This window comes from Pseudonocardia hydrocarbonoxydans (assembly GCF_006539565.1).
Taxonomy (GTDB): domain Bacteria; phylum Actinomycetota; class Actinomycetes; order Mycobacteriales; family Pseudonocardiaceae; genus Pseudonocardia; species Pseudonocardia hydrocarbonoxydans.
The window spans coordinates 249325-265531 of record NZ_BJNG01000014.1; the positions used below are offsets into that span (position 1 = coordinate 249325).

The 16207-nt window shown below is 75.7% G+C and carries 16 protein-coding genes and 1 pseudogene; 9 read left to right on the forward strand and 8 right to left on the reverse strand.

Annotated features, from left to right (window positions below; genetic code table 11):
* Positions 1-11 precede the first annotated feature (11 nt).
* The 3 genes and pseudogenes from PHY01_RS08085 to PHY01_RS28410 all read left to right on the forward strand — a co-directional run bounded on the left by PHY01_RS08085 (position 12) and on the right by PHY01_RS28410 (position 3263).
* On the forward strand, positions 12-686 hold the full coding sequence (locus PHY01_RS08085; protein ID WP_218030060.1) for a CDP-alcohol phosphatidyltransferase family protein: 675 nt from the start codon (positions 12-14) through the stop codon (positions 684-686).
* Entirely contained in the window at positions 683-2167 is a 1485-nt protein-coding gene (locus tag PHY01_RS08090; RefSeq protein ID WP_141277900.1) for a sulfatase, read from the forward strand. The genes PHY01_RS08085 and PHY01_RS08090 overlap by 4 nt, the downstream gene beginning before the upstream one ends.
* 5 nt (positions 2168-2172) lie before the next feature.
* Positions 2173-3263 (forward strand): annotated as a pseudogene (locus tag PHY01_RS28410) (DNA glycosylase AlkZ-like family protein).
* Here PHY01_RS28410 and PHY01_RS08105 read toward each other — a convergent pair.
* A complete protein-coding gene (locus PHY01_RS08105) occupies positions 3238-3837 on the reverse strand; it encodes an HAD-IA family hydrolase (protein ID WP_141277902.1) in 600 nt (199 codons plus the stop codon). The pseudogene PHY01_RS28410 and the gene PHY01_RS08105 overlap by 26 nt on opposite strands.
* Complete coding sequence (locus tag PHY01_RS08110) at positions 3834-5252, reverse strand: DHA2 family efflux MFS transporter permease subunit (protein WP_141277903.1); 1419 nt, start codon at positions 5250-5252, stop codon at positions 3834-3836. The genes PHY01_RS08105 and PHY01_RS08110 overlap by 4 nt, the downstream gene beginning before the upstream one ends.
* 122 nt (positions 5253-5374) lie before the next feature.
* On the opposite strand from PHY01_RS08110, the gene PHY01_RS08115 reads away from it, so the two are divergent.
* Positions 5375-5638: a hypothetical protein gene (locus PHY01_RS08115; RefSeq protein WP_141277904.1), complete on the forward strand. Its 264-nt coding sequence runs from the start codon at positions 5375-5377 to the stop codon at positions 5636-5638.
* Positions 5639-5703: 65 nt separating this feature from the next.
* On the opposite strand, the gene PHY01_RS08120 is transcribed toward PHY01_RS08115, so the two are convergent.
* Positions 5704-5907, reverse strand: a complete 204-nt coding sequence (locus PHY01_RS08120; protein ID WP_141277905.1) for a cold-shock protein — start codon at positions 5905-5907, stop codon at positions 5704-5706.
* Between the two features lie 335 nt (positions 5908-6242).
* On the opposite strand from PHY01_RS08120, the gene PHY01_RS08125 reads away from it, so the two are divergent.
* The 3 genes from PHY01_RS08125 (at position 6243) to PHY01_RS08135 (ending at position 9415) form a co-directional block, all read left to right on the forward strand.
* Positions 6243-7049, forward strand: a complete 807-nt coding sequence (locus tag PHY01_RS08125) for a carbonic anhydrase family protein (RefSeq protein ID WP_170183705.1) — start codon at positions 6243-6245, stop codon at positions 7047-7049.
* 318 nt (positions 7050-7367) lie between these two features.
* Positions 7368-8129: a VldE C-terminal domain-containing protein gene (locus PHY01_RS27465; protein WP_246085767.1), complete on the forward strand. Its 762-nt coding sequence runs from the start codon at positions 7368-7370 to the stop codon at positions 8127-8129.
* Between the two features lie 170 nt (positions 8130-8299).
* Positions 8300-9415, forward strand: coding sequence for a VldE C-terminal domain-containing protein (locus tag PHY01_RS08135; RefSeq protein WP_141277907.1), 1116 nt, complete (start codon positions 8300-8302; stop codon positions 9413-9415).
* Positions 9416-9429: 14 nt separating this feature from the next.
* Here the strand turns inward: PHY01_RS08135 and PHY01_RS08140 are convergent, their stop codons facing one another.
* Together PHY01_RS08140 and PHY01_RS08145 are read right to left on the reverse strand one after the other, a co-directional pair.
* Entirely contained in the window at positions 9430-11529 is a 2100-nt protein-coding gene (locus tag PHY01_RS08140; RefSeq protein WP_370467383.1) for a PhoX family protein, read from the reverse strand.
* Between the two features lie 151 nt (positions 11530-11680).
* The gene (locus PHY01_RS08145; RefSeq protein WP_141277909.1) at positions 11681-12112 is read right to left on the reverse strand and encodes a hypothetical protein; all 432 of its coding nucleotides are present in this window, start codon (positions 12110-12112) and stop codon (positions 11681-11683) included.
* A 112-nt stretch (positions 12113-12224) separates the two neighbouring features.
* Between PHY01_RS08145 and PHY01_RS08150 the strand changes: the two genes are divergently transcribed.
* Positions 12225-12806, forward strand: a complete 582-nt coding sequence (locus PHY01_RS08150; protein WP_141277910.1) for an ATP-dependent Clp protease proteolytic subunit — start codon at positions 12225-12227, stop codon at positions 12804-12806.
* Between the two features lie 104 nt (positions 12807-12910).
* On the opposite strand, the gene PHY01_RS08155 is transcribed toward PHY01_RS08150, so the two are convergent.
* Positions 12911-13684 (reverse strand): pentapeptide repeat-containing protein, encoded by a 774-nt coding sequence (locus tag PHY01_RS08155; RefSeq protein ID WP_141277911.1) that lies wholly within the window; start codon positions 13682-13684, stop codon positions 12911-12913.
* Positions 13685-13761: 77 nt separating this feature from the next.
* On the opposite strand from PHY01_RS08155, the gene PHY01_RS08160 reads away from it, so the two are divergent.
* Complete coding sequence (locus PHY01_RS08160; protein WP_141277912.1) at positions 13762-14787, forward strand: 6-phosphofructokinase; 1026 nt, start codon at positions 13762-13764, stop codon at positions 14785-14787.
* On the opposite strand, the gene PHY01_RS08165 is transcribed toward PHY01_RS08160, so the two are convergent.
* On the reverse strand, positions 14757-15374 hold the full coding sequence (locus PHY01_RS08165; protein ID WP_141277913.1) for a DUF4126 domain-containing protein: 618 nt from the start codon (positions 15372-15374) through the stop codon (positions 14757-14759). The two genes, PHY01_RS08160 and PHY01_RS08165, sit on opposite strands and share 31 nt — an antisense overlap.
* A gap of 20 nt (positions 15375-15394) precedes the next feature.
* The gene (locus PHY01_RS08170; RefSeq protein ID WP_246085768.1) at positions 15395-16141 is read right to left on the reverse strand and encodes a LuxR C-terminal-related transcriptional regulator; all 747 of its coding nucleotides are present in this window, start codon (positions 16139-16141) and stop codon (positions 15395-15397) included.
* Between the last annotated feature and the right edge of the window lie 66 nt (positions 16142-16207).

The window sequence follows — 16207 nt, forward strand, 5'->3', positions numbered from 1 at the left end:
ACACACGTCCTGTGACCACGACCGTATCCCGGCAGCGGGCCTCGCAGCAGGCCTGTGCGGCCGCGGCCCAGGTGGTCCTGCTCGCCCTGCTGACGGCGGCGGCCGGCCTCGGCCCCGTGGCGTGGGCCGCCGGGCTGCTCTACGCCGCCGCGCTGTGGGCCCTGCTCGACACCGCCGCGCGCCGGGCGGGCACCGCCTCGCTCGGGCCGGCCGACCTCGTCACCCTGGCGCGCGCGGCACTGGTCGGCGGCGTGCTGACCCTGGTCGTCGACGGGGCGGGCGCCGCGCCCGTGGCGGCCGTCGCGTCGGTCGCGCTGCTGCTCGACGCCGTCGACGGGCCGGTGGCGCGGCGCACCGGCACGGTGTCGGCGCTGGGGGCGCGGTTCGACATGGAGGTCGACGCGGTCCTGCTGCTGGTGCTCAGCGCGTACGTGGCCGGGTGGCTGGGGCCGTGGGTGCTCGCGATCGGCCTGCTGCGCTACGCCTGGGTCGCCGCGGGCCGGGTGCTGCCGTGGCTGCGCGGGGAGCTGCCGGTGCGCCGCTCGGCGAAGGTCGTGGCGGCGGTGCAGGGGATCGTGCTGGTCGCGGCCGTCGCCGGGGCGCCGGGCTGGGTCGTCGCGGTGTCGCTGGCGCTGCTGGTGTGGTCGTTCGGGCAGAGCGCGGTGTTCCTGTGGCGCGCCCGGTGAGGACCGCGGTCGCCGCGCTGGTCGTGCTGGCCGCGCTGGTCGTCCCCCGCGAGCCGCTCGGGGTGCTGCGCCTGCCGGTGGAGGGCCTGCTCGGCGTCGCGCTGCTCCTGCTGCTGCCCGCGCGGGCGGTGCGGCCCGCGGCGACGGCGGCCGGGGTCGCGCTGGGCGCCGTCGCCGTCGTCGCCGCGCTGGACGCCGGGTTCCGCGCCGTGCTGGCCCGCCCCTTCGACCCGCTGCTCGACGCCACGTCGGTCGGCGCGGGCGTCGAGTTCGTCGCCGGGTCGTCGGGGACGGCGGCCGCGGTCGCCGCCGTGGCGGGGGTCGTCGTCGCCGCGCTCGCGCTCGTCGTCGGCGTGACGCTGTCGGTGCGGCACCTGGCCCGGCTCGCCGTCGCGCACCGGCGCGGGGCCGCGCGCGCGGTCGCCGTGCTGACGCCGGTCTGGCTGGCCTGTGCGCTGCTGGGCGCCCCCGTCGCCTCGGCCGGGGCGGCGCTGCTGGTGCGCGACCACGCCGTGCAGGTGGGCGACGGCCTGGCCGACGCCGAGGCGTTCGCCGCGGAGCTGGCCGCCGACCCCTTCCGCGACACCGGCGGGCTGCTCGACGCACTGGCGGGCAAGGACGTCGTCGTCGCGTTCGTGGAGAGCTACGGCCGCGACGCCCTGGAGCCGGTCGGGCCGCACCTGGCCGCCGGCACCGCGGGCCTCGACGCCGCCGGGTACGCCTCGCGCAGCGGCTTCCTGACCTCCCCGGTGGTCGGCGGCAACAGCTGGCTCGCCCACGCCACGTTCCTCTCCGGGGTGCGCGTCCACGACCAGCGCCGCTACGCCGCGCTCGTCGGCAGCGACCGGATGACGCTGACCAGCGCGTTCGGCGACGCGGGCTGGCGGACCGTCGGCGTCATGCCCGGCACCACCCGGGAGTGGCCGGAGGCCGCGTTCTACGGCTACGACACCGTCCAGGACCACGCCGCCCTGGCCTACCGCGGGCCCGATCACGGCTGGGCCACGGTGCCCGATCAGTACACCCTCGCCGCGTTCCAGCGCGCCGAGCGTGCGGGCCCGCACGCGCCGCTGATGGCCGAGATCGCGCTCGTGTCCAGCCACGCGCCCTGGGCCTACGTGCCCCCGGTGCTCGACTGGGCCACCCTCGGCGACGGCTCGGTCTACCACGACGTGCCGCCGGGCCCCGCGGAGTACGCCGGGTCGATCGCCTACTCGCTCGACAGCGTCGTGTCCTGGGTGCAGGCCTACGGCGACGACGATCTCGTGCTGCTCCTGCTCGGCGACCACCAGCCGTCCGCGGCCGTCACCGGCGTGGGCGAGACGGCCGACGTCCCGATCTCGGTGGTGACCCGCGACGCCGCGGTGCTCGGCCGGATCGCCTCCTGGGGCTGGACGCCGGGCCTGCGCCCGGACCCGGCCGCGCCGGTCTGGCCGATGGAGGCCTTCCGCGACCGCTTCCTGGCCGCGTTCACCGGGTAGCGGACGTGGAACGGGAGCTGTCCTGGGCGCGGCTCAACCGCGCGCTGCTGGCGCGGCAGCTGCTGCTGGACCGGGCCGGGCTGACGCCCGTCGCGGCCGTCGAGCGGGTCGGTGCGCTGCAGACGCAGTACAGCCCGTCGGCGTACGTCGGGCTGTGGTCGCGGCTGGCCGGGTTCCGCCGCGCCGACCTGACCGACGCGCTGACCCGCGGCCGGATCGTGCAGGGCTGGGTGATGCGCTGCACGATCCACATGGTCTCCGCGGCCGACCACCCCCGGCTCACCGAGGCCGTGCGCGCGCCCCGCAGGTCGTGGTGGGCCCGCGACCCGCGCAGCACCGGGATCGACATGGAGGCGGCCGCCGACACCGTCCGGGGGCTGCTCGCCGACGGCCCGCTCACCCAGGCCCGGATCGTCGACGGTCTCGTGGACGCCGGGTTCCCCCGCGAGGCGTTCGCGGGGGTGCAGCTGTGGGTCGACCTGGTGCGCGTGCCGCCCGCGGGCACCTGGGAGCGCCCCCGCGCCCACGTCTACGGCCTCGCCGCGCCGCCCCGCACGCCCGTCGACCTCGCGGCGGCCCAGGAGCTGCTCGTGCGCCGCTACCTGCGCGGCTACGGCCCGGCCACGCCCGCCGACGTGGCCCGCTACGCCGGCTGGACGGTGACACACACCAGGGCGGTGCTCGCCCGTCTCGACCTGCGCGCCGCCCGCGACCCCGACGGCGCCGCGCTCGTCGACCTGCCCCGCGCCCCGCTCCCCGACGCCACGGCGCCGCGCTCGTCGACCTGCCCCGCGCCCCGCTCCCCGACGCCGACGTGCCCGCGCCGGTGCGGTTCTTGTCGAACTTCGACGGCGCGCTGCTGCTCGGCCACGCCACACGGGCGCGCCTGGTGCCGCCCGAGCACCGGCACGAGGTGTTCCACGTCCGCAAGCCGCAGTCGGCGCCGACGTTCCTCGTCGACGGGCGGGTGGCGGGCACCTGGCGGTTCACCGGGGAGCGGGTGGAGACCACGCCGTTCGAGCCGCTGCCCGCGCGCGTGCGCGACGAGGTCGACGCGGAGGCGGAGCGGCTCACCGCGTTCCATCTCCACGGCTGAGGTCACGCCGGGCCGTGGCCACGTCGACGAAGACGTGGGCGGTCCAGCCGTGGGCCCGCGCGGCCTCGACGTTGACGGCCTTGTCGTCGAGGAACACCACCTCGCCCGCGGCCGGGCCGAGCAGGGCGTCGGTGCGGGCGTAGACGGCCGGGTCGGGCCTCACCAGCCCGACCTCGGCGGAGAACACGACGACGTCGAACGGGTCGGTCCACGCCGCGGCCCGCGCGACGGCGGCCAGCGGGGCGGGGGCGTTGGACAGGATCGCCAGCCGGTCGCCCGCAGCGGCCAGCTCCGCCACCAGCGCGGCGCGGTCGGCAGGCAGCGCCGACCAGCGCCCGGCGTCGCGGCGCTCCAGCTCGGCGAACAGCGCCGCCTCGGGCTCGCGGCCCCAGGCGCGCACCACGCCTGCCCAGTAGTGCGCGGCGGGCCCGCCGAGGTCGTAGGCGGCCCGGCCGGTGCCGAACCCGGCGCGGAACGCGTCCTCGCCGAGGCCCAGACCGGCGCCCACGGACTCGTGCAGGGCGCCGGTGGGCACGAGGACGTCGCCGACGTCGAGGACGACCGTGCGGCTCATGCGGCGGCGACGGCCTTCCTCTTCGGCGCCACCAGCAGCGACACCCCGATCGCGCCGAGCGAGATCACCGCGGCCGTGCCGAACGCGACGCGGACGCCCGCGGCGTCGATCGCGCCGTCGGAGGCCGAGGCGATCGTCATCACGGTGACGAACAGGGCGGTGCCCGCGGCCCCGGCCACCTGCTGCAGCGTGGTGATGATCGCGCTGCCGTGCGAGTACAGCGACGTGGGCAGGGAGCTCAGGGCGTCGGTCATCAGCGGGGTGAGCATCACCGCGATCCCGGCACTGATGACGACGTGCGCGGCGACGACCGTCCACAGCGGGCCGCCGACCAGCGCCGTCAGCATCCACAGCGCCGCGCTGAGCACCACCGCGCCGGGGATCACCAGCGGGCGGGCTCCGGCGCGGTCGAACGCGCGCCCCACCACCGGACCGAGCAGGCCCATCACCAGCCCGCCCGGCAGCACCACCAGCCCGGTGACGAACGGGTCGGTGCCCACCACCTCCTGCAGGTAGAGCGGCAGCAGGATGAGCGCGCCGAACAGCGCCATCATGCTCATCACCACGAGCAGCACCGACACCACGAACGAGCGGTGCGCGAACGGGCGCAGGTCGAGCAGGGCGCGGTCGGCGCGCTGCAGCCGCAGCTGGCGCCGCACGAAGACCACCATCGCCGCCGCCCCGACGACGAGCGGGATCCACGGCGGCACGGCGGCCCCGCCGCGCGCGGCCTCCCCGATCGCGCTCAGGCCGTAGACCAGGCCGCTGAACGCGACGGCGGAGATCAGCACCGACGGCACGTCGAGCGGGACCCGGCGCGTCTGCGCGGGGACCCGCAGCAGCGTGGCCCCCGCCGCGAGCGCGACCAGCGCGATCGGCAGCACGATCCAGAACATCCAGCGCCAGTCGAGCGCGGAGAGGATCAGCCCGGAGATCGTCGGGCCGACGGCGGGCGCCACGGCGATGACGATCGAGATCGTGCCCATCGTGGAGCCGCGGCGCTCGATCGGGATGAGCGTCATGACCGTGGTGAACAGCAACGGCACCATCACCGCGGTGCCGACGGCCTGCACCACCCGCCCGGCCAGCAGGACCTCGAAGCCGGGGGCGAGCCCGGCCACCAGCGTGCCGGTGCTGAAGATCGTCATCGACGCGACGAACACCTGCCGCGGCGAGTAGCGCTGGAGCAGGTAGCCGGTGACCGGGATGACCACGGCCATCGTGAGCAGGAACCCGCTGGTGAGCCACTGGGCGGTGCTCGGGGTGATCCCCAGGTCGACGATCAGCACCGGCAGCGCGACGCTCATGATCGTCTCGTTGAGGATCATGACGAACGCCGAGCCCACGAGCAGCCCGATGGCCAGGCCCACCCTCGTGGCCGGGGCGCCCGGCCGGTCGAGAGCGACATCGGTCATGGCACTTCCCCCCGGTTCCGGCGGCCGGTCGGACCGCCGTGACCCGACCCTACGTCCGGGCACCGACGGCCCGCAGTCGAGATGAGACACCCGCCGCCGCGGCGCCCCGCTAGATTCCGCACATGGACGACGTGCTCCCCATCCTCGAGAAGGTGCCCTTCCTCGTCGACGCCCAGCTCTGGGAGATCGCCTCCCGGTGCCGCGTCTACCGCTCCCGCTCCGACGAGGAGGACCAGACCGTCGAGCTGGAGCTCAGCCGCGACCTCGCCGGCCGCTGGATGGTGGTGGCACGCGACGAGCAGCGCGACCTGACCGCCCAGGGCGTGCCCATGCCCGGGCTCAACGGCGCGATCAACATGGTGCCCTGGTACCTGCTCGACGAGTGACGCCCCGGAACGACGGAAGCCCGCCACCCCCGAGGGGGTGGCGGGCTTCCGCGAAGTGCGGTGGGTCAGACGACGCGCACGCCGGTGGCCTGCGGCCCCTTGGCGCCCTGGCCGACCTCGAACTCCACGCGCTGCCCCTCGTCGAGCGTGCGGAAGCCGCCCGCGTCGATCTCGGAGTAGTGCACGAAGACGTCAGCGCCGCCCCCGTCGACGGAGATGAAGCCGAAGCCCTTCTCCCCGTTGAACCACTTCACAGTTCCCTGCGCCATGCGATGAGCTCCTAGCAGATGGTGGTGGGGGTCGCACTGCGCGGCCACCCGACCGACCGTCCCTGGCGCCGACCACGCCGGACCTCTGTGGACCGGACGGTCGTGCGCCAACTTGTTCCTGCGGGCGTGCATCACACGAACACCGAAACCGACGGACGAACACCACGAACCCTACACGCGCCCGCGGGACCCCGAATTCGGGCTGGTCATCAGCGGGGACCCGGGCGATACGGGCGAATCGGAGAAACTACATAGCACTGGCAACGATTGCCGCACGGGCGTAGTTTCCGATCACCCGGAAGCGTGGGTCCCCTCCCGAACTGGAGTCCGTCGCCGTGCTCACCCGCCGCTCGCTGCTCGCCGCCGTCCCCGCCGCCCTGCTGCTCGCGCCCGGCACCCTGGCACCCGCACCCGGCGCCGCGTCGGCGACGACGCCTCCCCGGCAGCCCCCGCCCCGACAGCCCCCGCCCCGACAGCCCCCGCCCCGACAGCAGAGCCCGATCGCGCTGCGCACGCGCGACGCCGTCCGCGACCGGGGCCTGCCCGAGCTCGTCGTCGACTACCCGCGGTCGGTCGACCTGTCCGTCCGCTACGTCAGCCGCGACCCCGACGACCCGACGGGCTGCACCACCCGCGGGCGCGAGGAGACGATCGAGGCCGAGGTCCCGGCCGGGGCGGCGGCGATCTCGCTCGGCGGCACCCGCTACGAGCTGCGGCAGTTCCACTTCCACACGCCGTCGGAGCACACCCTCGACGGGCGCCGCTTCCCGGTCGAGCAGCACTTCGTGCACGCCGGGCCGGACGGCGCCACGCTCGTCGTCGGGCTGTTCCTGACCGGGGGCGGACGCGGGCACGGCGTGGCGGACCGGGTCCTCGCCGACCTGCCGCAGGAGTGCGGGGAGGAGGTCGCGGTCCGGGGAGCGGACCTGGCCCGCGCGCTGCCCCGGGACCTGTCGACGTTCCGCTACCCCGGATCGCTCACGACCAGCCCGAACACCGAGGGCGTGTCCTGGCTGGTGCTGCGCCGCCACCGCAGGCTGGCCGACCACACCGTCGACGGGTTCCGCGCCCTGTTCCCCGACGGCGACGCCCACGACCTCCAGCCGCTCGACGGCCGCGTGGTCCGCCTGCGCGTGCAGTGACCGGACGCGGTGCGCCGAGTGGCCCAACCGGGCGCCGTTCGTCGCACGCTGCGTGACGGTCGTCGTAGCGGAGCGCGTCCGGGACGGCGGAACGCGGGGAGGTTGCCTAGTTTCGGTCCCGGGTCAGTGACGGCACGGTCACGAACTGGACACGGGACTCCCCATCCGACCGGCTCCCCCGAACCGGACGTCCAGCCGCGCCGTCGGCCCGGAGGTTCACACGTGGCTCGGCATCGCTCCCCCAGAGGCCGCGCGCACGAGGGCGCTCCGCCTCCGGCATCCCGCCGGACGGCCGGATCGCACTCGACGCGCCGGCTCGTGTCCTCCGCCCCGGCGTCCGCGCTGGGCTCCACCTCGGTGCGCCGGGGTGCCGCGGTCGTCGCCGTCGCCGGTGGTGCCCTGTCCCTGATGGGCTCGGCCGCGCCGGCCGCGAGCCCGCAGGCGGCACCCGACGTCACCGACGTGGCGGCCCGCTCCGCGCTCCCGACGCAGGCGCCCGCGGTGCTGATGCTCCCCGCCGTGCAGCCGGTCGTCCCCGACGCCGACGTGCTGGACGACCCCGCGCCGCTCGTCAAGGCCGTGCAGCTGGCCGAGGAGCAGATCGCCCGGGCCGAGGAGGAGCGGGCCGCCGCCGAGGCTCGCGCCGCCCAGGAGGCCGAGCAGGCCGCCGCGGATGCGGCCGAGGCCGAGCGCCGGGTGTCGGTCAGCGCCGACTGCGGCCTCGACACCGGCCAGCTCGGGGCGGTGCGGGACTTCGTACGTGAGGCGGGCGAGGTCCTCGGCTGCCGCTACGGCGTGTCGACCATGTACGGCGTCGCCGGCCGCGCGGGAGCGTCCGACCACCCGGCGGGCAAGGCCATCGACTTCATGATCGGCCGCACCGCCGGCGACGGGCTGGCCGACTGTGCCGTGCGCAACATGGACGCACTGGGCATCAGCTACGTCATCTGGCGACAGCGGATCAACACCGGCAGCGGCTGGGAGCCGATGGAGGACCGCGGCGGCATCACGGCCAACCACATGGACCACGTCCACATCTCCTTCGACTCGGCGGGCAGCGGAGACCTCTCGGGGTGCTGATCCACCGTTCGTCGCGCACAACGGCGCGCCCATCTCACCTGGAGTGACGATCGACTCCGATCCGTGACCGATTCGCTATTGTTCGCGGCGCAACAGTCCGCACGGCACCGGGGTCCCCGCCCCGGCCGGTCCCCGAACCGGACACCGGGCGGCCCGACGAAGAGGTAGACGTGTCCCGGCACCGCTCCCCCGCCGGCCGGCGCACGCACCCGTGGTCCGCTTCCCCGGCGGACGCGCTCCCCGGTGCGTGGCCGCGCCGGGCCGACGCACCGACCGACCCGTTCGCGGGCGGCGGCGGGGTCGCGCTGCTCGAACGCCCCGAGGGCGAGGTCGACCCCGCCCTCGGGGACGTCGGCCCGTACGGCCGCGGTGCGCACGACGACGGCGCGCACGACGACGGGGGCCCTGCCCCGGTCGCGGCGCTCCCGCGCGCGGTCGTCGGCCCGCACGCCGGGCCGCCCACGGGGGGCCGACGCCCCTCCGCGGGCCCGCGCCACGCCGCCCCGGCCGTCCGCAACGGCCTGATGGCCGCCGCCGCCACCGCCGGGCTGCTGTCGGTCGCCGCGCCGCTGGCCCCGGTGCTCCCGCCCGCCCCGGACGCCGCCACCGCGCTCTCGCTGGCCGCCGAGGCGGCGGGCGGGGCGGCGGGGTCCGACCCGGCGCCCGCCGCCCCGCAGGCCGCGCCGCTCGTCGAGTCCGCGCCGCCCGCCGGGGCCGTCACGGCCGCGCTGGTCGACGCAGCGCTGGTCGACGGGCGGCTGCTCGCGGCGAGCATCCTGCCCGTCGTCGACCGGGCCGACGTGCTCCCGCCCGCCGCCGACGCGGAGTCGCTGCTCAAGGCCGCGGGGCTCGCCGACGAGGCGCGCGCGGCCGAGGAGGCGCGGCTGGCCCGCGAGGCCGCGGCGAACTGCGACGTCCCCCTGCGCGGCCTGGGCGCGGTCAAGGGCTTCGTGCGCGACGCCGCCCGCTTCATCTCCTGTCTCTACGACTCGCCCACGCTGATCGGCGTGGCGGGGCGCGCGCGGGTCTCCGACCACCCCCGCGGCCTGGCCATCGACTTCATGACCGAGCGCGAGCGCGGCGACCTCATCGCCGACTGCGCCCTGGCCAACCAGGACGCGCTCGGCGTGAGCTACGTGATCTGGCGCCAGCGCGTCAACTACGGCGGCGGCTGGGAGCCGATGGCCGACCGCGGCGGCGTCACCGAGAACCACTTCGACCACGTGCACGTGTCGTTCGAGCGCGGCGGCGGCGCGGGCGGCCCGCTGGCCGCCGCCTGCTCGTGACGGCCTGCCCGTAGCTACATCCCGATCCGCCCGGGGCGCCCGCCCTCGCCCACCCGCCAGATGTTGACCACCGACGGCCGCGGCTGGCTGCCCGGCCCGTCCGGCCACGTCGACTGCGGGTTTTCGGTGCTCGCACCGTCGAGGTCGCCGGGGTGCTGCGGGGAGATCAGGACGAACTCGTCGGTGACGACCGGCCCGCACGCCTCCGCCCCGTTCGGCATGCTCGCGAACAGCGCCGTGCGCCCGCGCGTCTCCCCCTCCAGCGACACGCCGTAGAGGCCGTCGTTGATGCCCGCGGGGGTGCCCGGCAGCTCCAGCGCGCGCCCGGAGTCGGTGGAGATCCACAGGTTGCCGTGGCCGTCGAAGGCGAGGTTGTCGGGCGAGGTGATCGGGCTGACCTGCGCCTTGTCGAACCCGGCGAAGTAGGTGCCCGGGTCGGCCGGGTCGCCGCAGACCAGCAGGATCCGCCAGGCGAAACCCTCCGCGGCGGCGTCGCCGCCGTCCTCCTCGAGCTCGATGACGTGCCCGTGGGCGTTCTCGGCCCGCGGGTTCGCCTCGTCCGGGCCGTCCTCGCCCGCGGTGCCGCGGTCGGTGTTGTTGGTCAGCGCGATGTAGACGCGGCCGCTGACCGGGTTCGCCTCGACGTCCTCGGGGCGGTCCATCTTCGTCGCGCCCACCAGGTCGGCGGCCTGCCGGGTGAAGACGTAGACCTCTTCGGCAGACATCCCCGGCACGAACGACTCGGTGCCCGCCGCGAGCCGGATCCACTCACCCGCCCCGTCGAACGCGCCGTCGGCGGGCAGCGTCCCGTCACCGGTGATCTCGGCGGCGGGGCTGTTGCCGGTGAAGCGGGCGACGTAGAGGGTGCCCTCGTCGAGCAGCCGGGCGTTGGCCTCGCGGGCGGCGCGGGTGTTGCCCTCCTGTATCGCGGCGTCGGAGACGAACTTGTAGACGTAGTCGAAGCGCTCGTCGTCGCCCATGTAGGCCACCGCGCGGCCGTCGGCGGCGAGGTGGATCGTGGCGCCCTCGTGCTTGAACCGGCCCAGCGCGGTGCGCTTGACGGGCGTGGCGGCCGGGTCCAGCGGGTCGACCTCGACGATCCAGCCGAAGCGGTGCGACTCGTTCGGCTCGGTGACGACGTCGAAGCGCGGGTCGACGCGCTCCCACTTGCGCTCCGAGGCCTCCTCGGTGAGTCCGTAGCGCTCGGCGCGGGCCAGCGCCGCGGGGTCGGTGACGGCCGCGGCGTTCGCGAAGTACTGGTTGAAGTTCTCCTCGCCGGACAGGAACGTGCCCCACGGGGTGACGCCGCCCGCGCAGTTGTTCAGCGTGCCGAGCACGCGGGTACCGGTCGGGTCGGCCGAGGTCCGCAGCAGCGCCGACCCCGCGGCGGGCCCGGTGAGCAGGAACTCCGAGGTGGCGGTGTAGCGGCGGTTGAGGGGGTCGGCCTCCGCCGTCATCTCGCCGGTGGCCGGGTCGCGGCGCACGACGTGCACCGACAGCCCGTGCGCGGCCATGCCGATGCGCACCTGCGTCTCGGTGGGATTCTCCTCGTCGTAGCCCGCGAACATCAGCGGCTCGATCGTGTACTCGTGGTTGTTGAACATGACGAGGCGGTCGCCGTCGAGGGGCAGCACGCCGCAGAAGTCGGTGTTGTAGCCGAACTGCTGCGCCTGCGCCTCGGGCGTCTGGTTCGCGAAGTCGAACTCCGGCGCCCCCGCCACGACGGGGTCGCCCCACCGGATCACGACGTTGCTGCGGTAGCCCGGGGGCAGCGTGACCGCGTCGGCGTTGCCGACGGGCACGGTCTCGTAGTCGAGCCCGGCGGGCAGGCCCGATCCGGCCGGGCCGGTCGATCCGGCCGGCGCGGCCGGGCTGCAGGCGGCCAGGGCGCCGGACGCCCCGACCGCCAGGGTGAGCACGGCCCCGGCCCGCAGGGCCCCGCGGCGGGAGATCGCGCGCTGCAGGACCGCACCGAAGTACTCGTTGTCCGACCGGTTGGGCACCGGCGCCGCGCAGGCGTCGCCGCAGCGGTAGCGGCAGGTGTAGAGGCGGCCGGGGCGGTGCCGGTCGGCGCGGTGTCCGTCCGGGTGGGGCCGGTCGGTGAGCAGCGGCAGCGCGACGACGCCGGGCCGGGCGGTGGGTTCGGCGTCCGGGCAGGGCTGGGCCACGGTCATCCTCCTGGTGGGAGTTCGGGAACGCTCCGACACTAGGTACCTCGTTCGAGGAGCCGGTGGCCACCGGATGGCCGTAGGGTGAATCCCCCGTTCAGGCCTCCGGGGTGGCCTCGTGCCCCGGACGGCCCGCCGTGCGCCGGCGCGCCTTCAGCTCGGCCTCCAGCACGTGCCGCCGTCCGCCCATCGTCTGCTCGCGCACGGCGCGCTCCAGCTCGCGCCACGTCGCGTAGTAGCCGTCGTCGAACTCCTCGACGATCTGGAACGTCCACCGCCCGGCGACGGCGTTGAGGCCGATCAGCTCGTCGGCGATCCGGTCGGCCAGGTCGGCGTGGCCCTCGGCCCGCAGCCCGTCGACGACCTCGTCGAGCATGGCGTCGGCGCCGCCGGTGAGCTGGTGGAACTCGTAGAGGGCGCCGCGGGCGCGCTCGATGCGTTCCATCGCCTCGGACAGCTTCCCGGCGGCGGCCACGAGGTCGTCGGAGGCGCCCGCGGGGCGGGCGTGGGCGTCGTCGAGGGCTTCCACGGGGGCGAGGTAGCCCGTTCGCCCACGGCGCAAACGCGGGCCCACGGTGAACGCGGGCCCGCGACGCCGCGGGCGGCCCTAGCGTCGGGTGCCACCACCTCGAGGAGCACCCGTGCACGAGCCCCACCGCCCGTCCCTCCCCCAGCCGCAGCCGCCCGCCCCGTCGATGACCTCGACGGTCCTGGTCGCCGGCGCCGACCCGGTGGCCGAGCACCTGCTCGACGTCCGGGTCGTGCACCTCGGCGGTGTCCTGGACGCCGACGCCGCCGACCGGGTGTGCGCGCGGCTGCGGCTGCTCGCCGCCCGCGACCCACGCGCCGGGATCACGCTGACCGTGTCCTGCACCGCCGGGTCCGCCGCGGCCGGGCTCGCCGTCGTCGACACGATGGATCTGGTCGCCCCGGAGGTCGCCACCTGCGCGGTCGGCGTCGTGGCGGGGACGGGCGTGCTCGTCGTCGCCGCGGGTGCGGCCGGGCGGCGCAGCGCCACCCCGCACGCCCGGCTGGGCCTGCGCACCCCGTCGGCGGGGGCCGTGGGGGCGACCCTGTCCCGCGAGCAGAGGCAGGACGTGCTCGCCGTGATCGCGGCCCACAGCGGGCGCGACGTCGCCGAGGTGGCCGCCGACACCGCCGCCGAGCGGTGGTTCGGCGCCGCGCAGGCCGTGCGGTACGGGCTGGTGGACGCCGTCGGCTGAGCCCGCGACCCGGTCCCGCGCACCGATCCGTCGTTCGCGCACCCTCGAAGGTGCGCGAGCGGCCGGTCGGTGCGCGTGGCCCCGGTCCGCGCCCACCGACCGGCTCAGTGTCGGCGGGCTCCGGGCGGCCAGTGCCCCGGGTGCCGCAGGCCGAGCGGGAGCACGGTCGCGGTGTCGCCGCGGGCCGCGTCGAGCTGGGACTGCACGCAGAACAGGACGCCGGTGAGGTCGGCGCCGGACAGGTCGGCGCCGCGCAGGTCGGCACCCAGCAGGTCCGCGCCGCGCAGGTCGGCCCCGCGCAGGTCCGCGCCCAGCAGGACGGCGCCGCGCAGGCACCCGCGGCGCAGGTCGCGCAGCCGGGCGCCCACCAGGTCGGCCCCGGCGTGGTCGGGGCCCGCCGGGTCGCGGACCAGCGCGCTGACCGCGCGCAGCAGCCCGGCCACCGCCGCCCGGTGCGGCGACGGGTCGAGCGCGGCGAGCTCGTCCGGGGTGCCGTCGGACAGGCGCAGCGTCTCGTCGCGGGCGGCGCGCAGGTCGTCGTCGAGCGCCGTGCCCAGCGCCAGAGCGGCGGTCTCGTACGCCAGCAGCTCGTGCAGCACGCGCATCGTCGGGAACACCGCCGCGACGCGGGAGTCGGGCCGCCCGCCGAACGTCACCTGGACGACCTGCTGACCGGCGCCGAAGCAGTCGTAGACGGTGCATCCGGGGAAGCCCCGCTCGCGCAGCGTGGAGTGGATGCCGCAGCGGTGGTCGGGCCGCAGGTTCGGGCACGGGGTGGCGGCGGGCTTGTCGAGCGCGAAGTCGGCCGAGGCGGCGAACGCGGGGACGACGCAGCACAGCGCCGTGCAGCGGGTGCAGTCCGCCGTCAGCTCCCGCACCGTCGACCTCCTCGCACGCGCCCGGACCGGCGACGCTAGCGTGTGCCCACTTCTGCATCGATGGAGAGGCCCCTCACATGCGCGTCGGCGTGCTCACCGGTGGCGGCGACTGCCCCGGACTGAACGCGGTCATCCGGGCGATCGTCCGCAAGGGCGTCCCGGAGTACGGCTACTCGTTCGTCGGATTCCGCGACGGGTGGCGCGGGCCGCTGGAGGCCCGGACCAAGACCCTCGACATCCCCGCGGTCCGCGGGCTGCTCCCGCGCGGGGGCACCATCCTCGGTTCGTCGCGGACCAACCCGTTCGCGGTCGAGAACGGCGTCGAGAAGATCCGCACCAACCTGCAGAACCTCGGCGTCGACGCGCTGATCGCGATCGGCGGGGAGGACACCCTGGGCGTCGCGACGAAGCTGCACGAGATCGGCGTGCACGTCGTCGGGGTGCCGAAGACCATCGACAACGACCTGTCGGGCACCGACTACACCTTCGGCTTCGACACCGCGGTGAACATCGCGATGGAGGCCATCGACCGGCTGCACACCACCGCCGAGTCGCACCACCGCGCGCTCATCGTCGAGGTGATGGGGCGGCACGCGGGCTGGATCGCGCTGCACGCCGGCATGGCCGGGGGCGCCAACATCATCTTGATCCCCGAGGTGCCCTTCGACATCGAGCAGGTCTGCGACTACGTCGAGTCGCGCTTCCGGCTCGACTACGCGCCGATCATCGTCGTCTCCGAGGGCGCGAAGCCGCGCGACCGCGACGAGGTGCTGCGGGGCGCGGAGAAGGACGCGTTCGGCCACGTCCGCCTGGGCGGCATCGGCGACTGGCTGGCCAAGGAGATCGAGGCCCGCACCGGCAAGGAGGCCCGCACCACGGTGCTCGGGCACGTGCAGCGCGGCGGCACCCCCACCGCCCGCGACCGCTGGCTCGCCACCCGCTTCGGCCTGCACGCGATCGACGCGGTGCACCGCGGGGACTGGGGCCAGATGACGGCGCTGCGCGGCACCGACATCACCATGATCCCGCTGAGCGAGGCGACCAAGGAGCTCAAGGTGGTGGACCCGGCGCTCTACGCCGAGGCCGAGGTGTTCTTCGGCTGACCCGCGAGCCGCCGCTGCCGCCACGCGCGGTAGCGGCGGTACCCGCGCCGCACCCGCGACCAGAGCAGCACCAGCAGCACGACCCCCAGGACCAGCAGCACCGCGGCGATCCCGAACGCCACCCACGGCGCGACGACGACGAGCGTGGCCACCCCGGCCACCGCGACGTCCTCGCCGAGGCTGACCCCGATGTTCGACGCGGGCTCGGGCGAGGTGTTGACGACCAGCCGCAGCCCGCCCTTGACCAGGTGGCTGACCAGCGCCGCCGCCCCGCCGCTCGCGGCCAGCACGGCCTGCTCCAGCGAGGTCGCGTCACCCGCGAGGAGCAGGGCGATCACCGCGCCCGCCGTGGGCCGGATCGCGGTGGACACCGCGTCCCACAGCGAGTCGACGTAGGGGATCTTGTCGGTGACGAACTCCAGCAGGTAGAGCACGGCGGCGACGACGAGCACGTCGGTGCGGGTCAGCGCCTCCGGCACCGCCTCGACCCCGCCGAAGCGCCCCAGCACGCCGAGCACCACGACACAGAGGTAGGCGTTGACGCCGCTCGCCCACCCGCTCGCCAGCACCGCCGGCACCAGCTCCATCGGAGCAGGCTAGAGCAGGATCAGACGATCCCCTGCCGCGTGGCCGTGTAGACGATCTCGGTGCGGCGGCGGACCTCGAGCTTGTCGCGCAGGTTGCGCACGTGGAACTTGACGGTGGCCTCGCTGATCAGCAGCCGCACGCCGATCTCGCGGTTGGACATGCCGACGGCGAGCAGCCGCAGGACCTGGTTCTCCCGGTCGGTGAGCATCGCCGCGCCGAGCTGGCGGACCGCGGGACGGTCCTCCTCGCGCACGACGTCGGGGACCATGCCGGGACCGCGGGAGTCGAACACGCTCTCGCCGCGCAGCAGCGCGTGGATCGCGCGCAGGATCTCCGCGGTCTCGGCGCCCTTGCGCAGGTAGCCGTGCACGCCCAGGCGCACGGTGCGGCGCATGACCTCGCGGTCGCGGCAGCCGGTGAGCACCAGCACGCGGACCCCGCGGTGGCGCTCGAGCAGCATCCGGGCCAGCTCGACCCCGGCCGAGTCGCCGCGGCCCAGGTCGACGTCGAGGATCACCAGGTCCGGTGGGCACCGGTCGGCGACGACGAGCGCGTCGCGCGGGGAGGCGGCCTCCCCGACCACGGCCAGCTCGGGGTCCGGGGCCACCAGCTGGCGCAGCCCGAAGCGGACGATGGCCTCGCCGTCGACGATGAGGAGGCGGGCGGTGCGCCGCGCCACGGGCCGCCCGGGCGTCGCCGCCGGGCGATCGGGGGCGGGACGGTCGAGCACGGTCACTGCCGGTTCGAGCACGGCGTCGATCGTCACGGGCCAACCTCCTTGGGGCCGTCGGGCGTGTCACGCATCACTGCCACGCGTCACTGTGGCGGAACG

Excerpts from the sequence above, each read along its gene's own strand:
- PHY01_RS08160 (WP_141277912.1), top strand. The coding sequence starts at position 13,762 with ATGCGCGTCGGCGTGCTCACCGGTGGCGGCGACTGCCCCGGACTGAAC.
- PHY01_RS08115 (WP_141277904.1), top strand. The coding sequence starts at position 5,375 with ATGGACGACGTGCTCCCCATCCTCGAGAAGGTGCCCTTCCTCGTCGAC.
- PHY01_RS08110 (WP_141277903.1), bottom strand. The coding sequence starts at position 5,252 with ATGACCGATGTCGCTCTCGACCGGCCGGGCGCCCCGGCCACGAGGGTG.
- PHY01_RS08105 (WP_141277902.1), bottom strand. The coding sequence starts at position 3,837 with ATGAGCCGCACGGTCGTCCTCGACGTCGGCGACGTCCTCGTGCCCACC.
- PHY01_RS08165 (WP_141277913.1), bottom strand. The coding sequence starts at position 15,374 with ATGGAGCTGGTGCCGGCGGTGCTGGCGAGCGGGTGGGCGAGCGGCGTC.
- PHY01_RS08120 (WP_141277905.1), bottom strand. The coding sequence starts at position 5,907 with ATGGCGCAGGGAACTGTGAAGTGGTTCAACGGGGAGAAGGGCTTCGGC.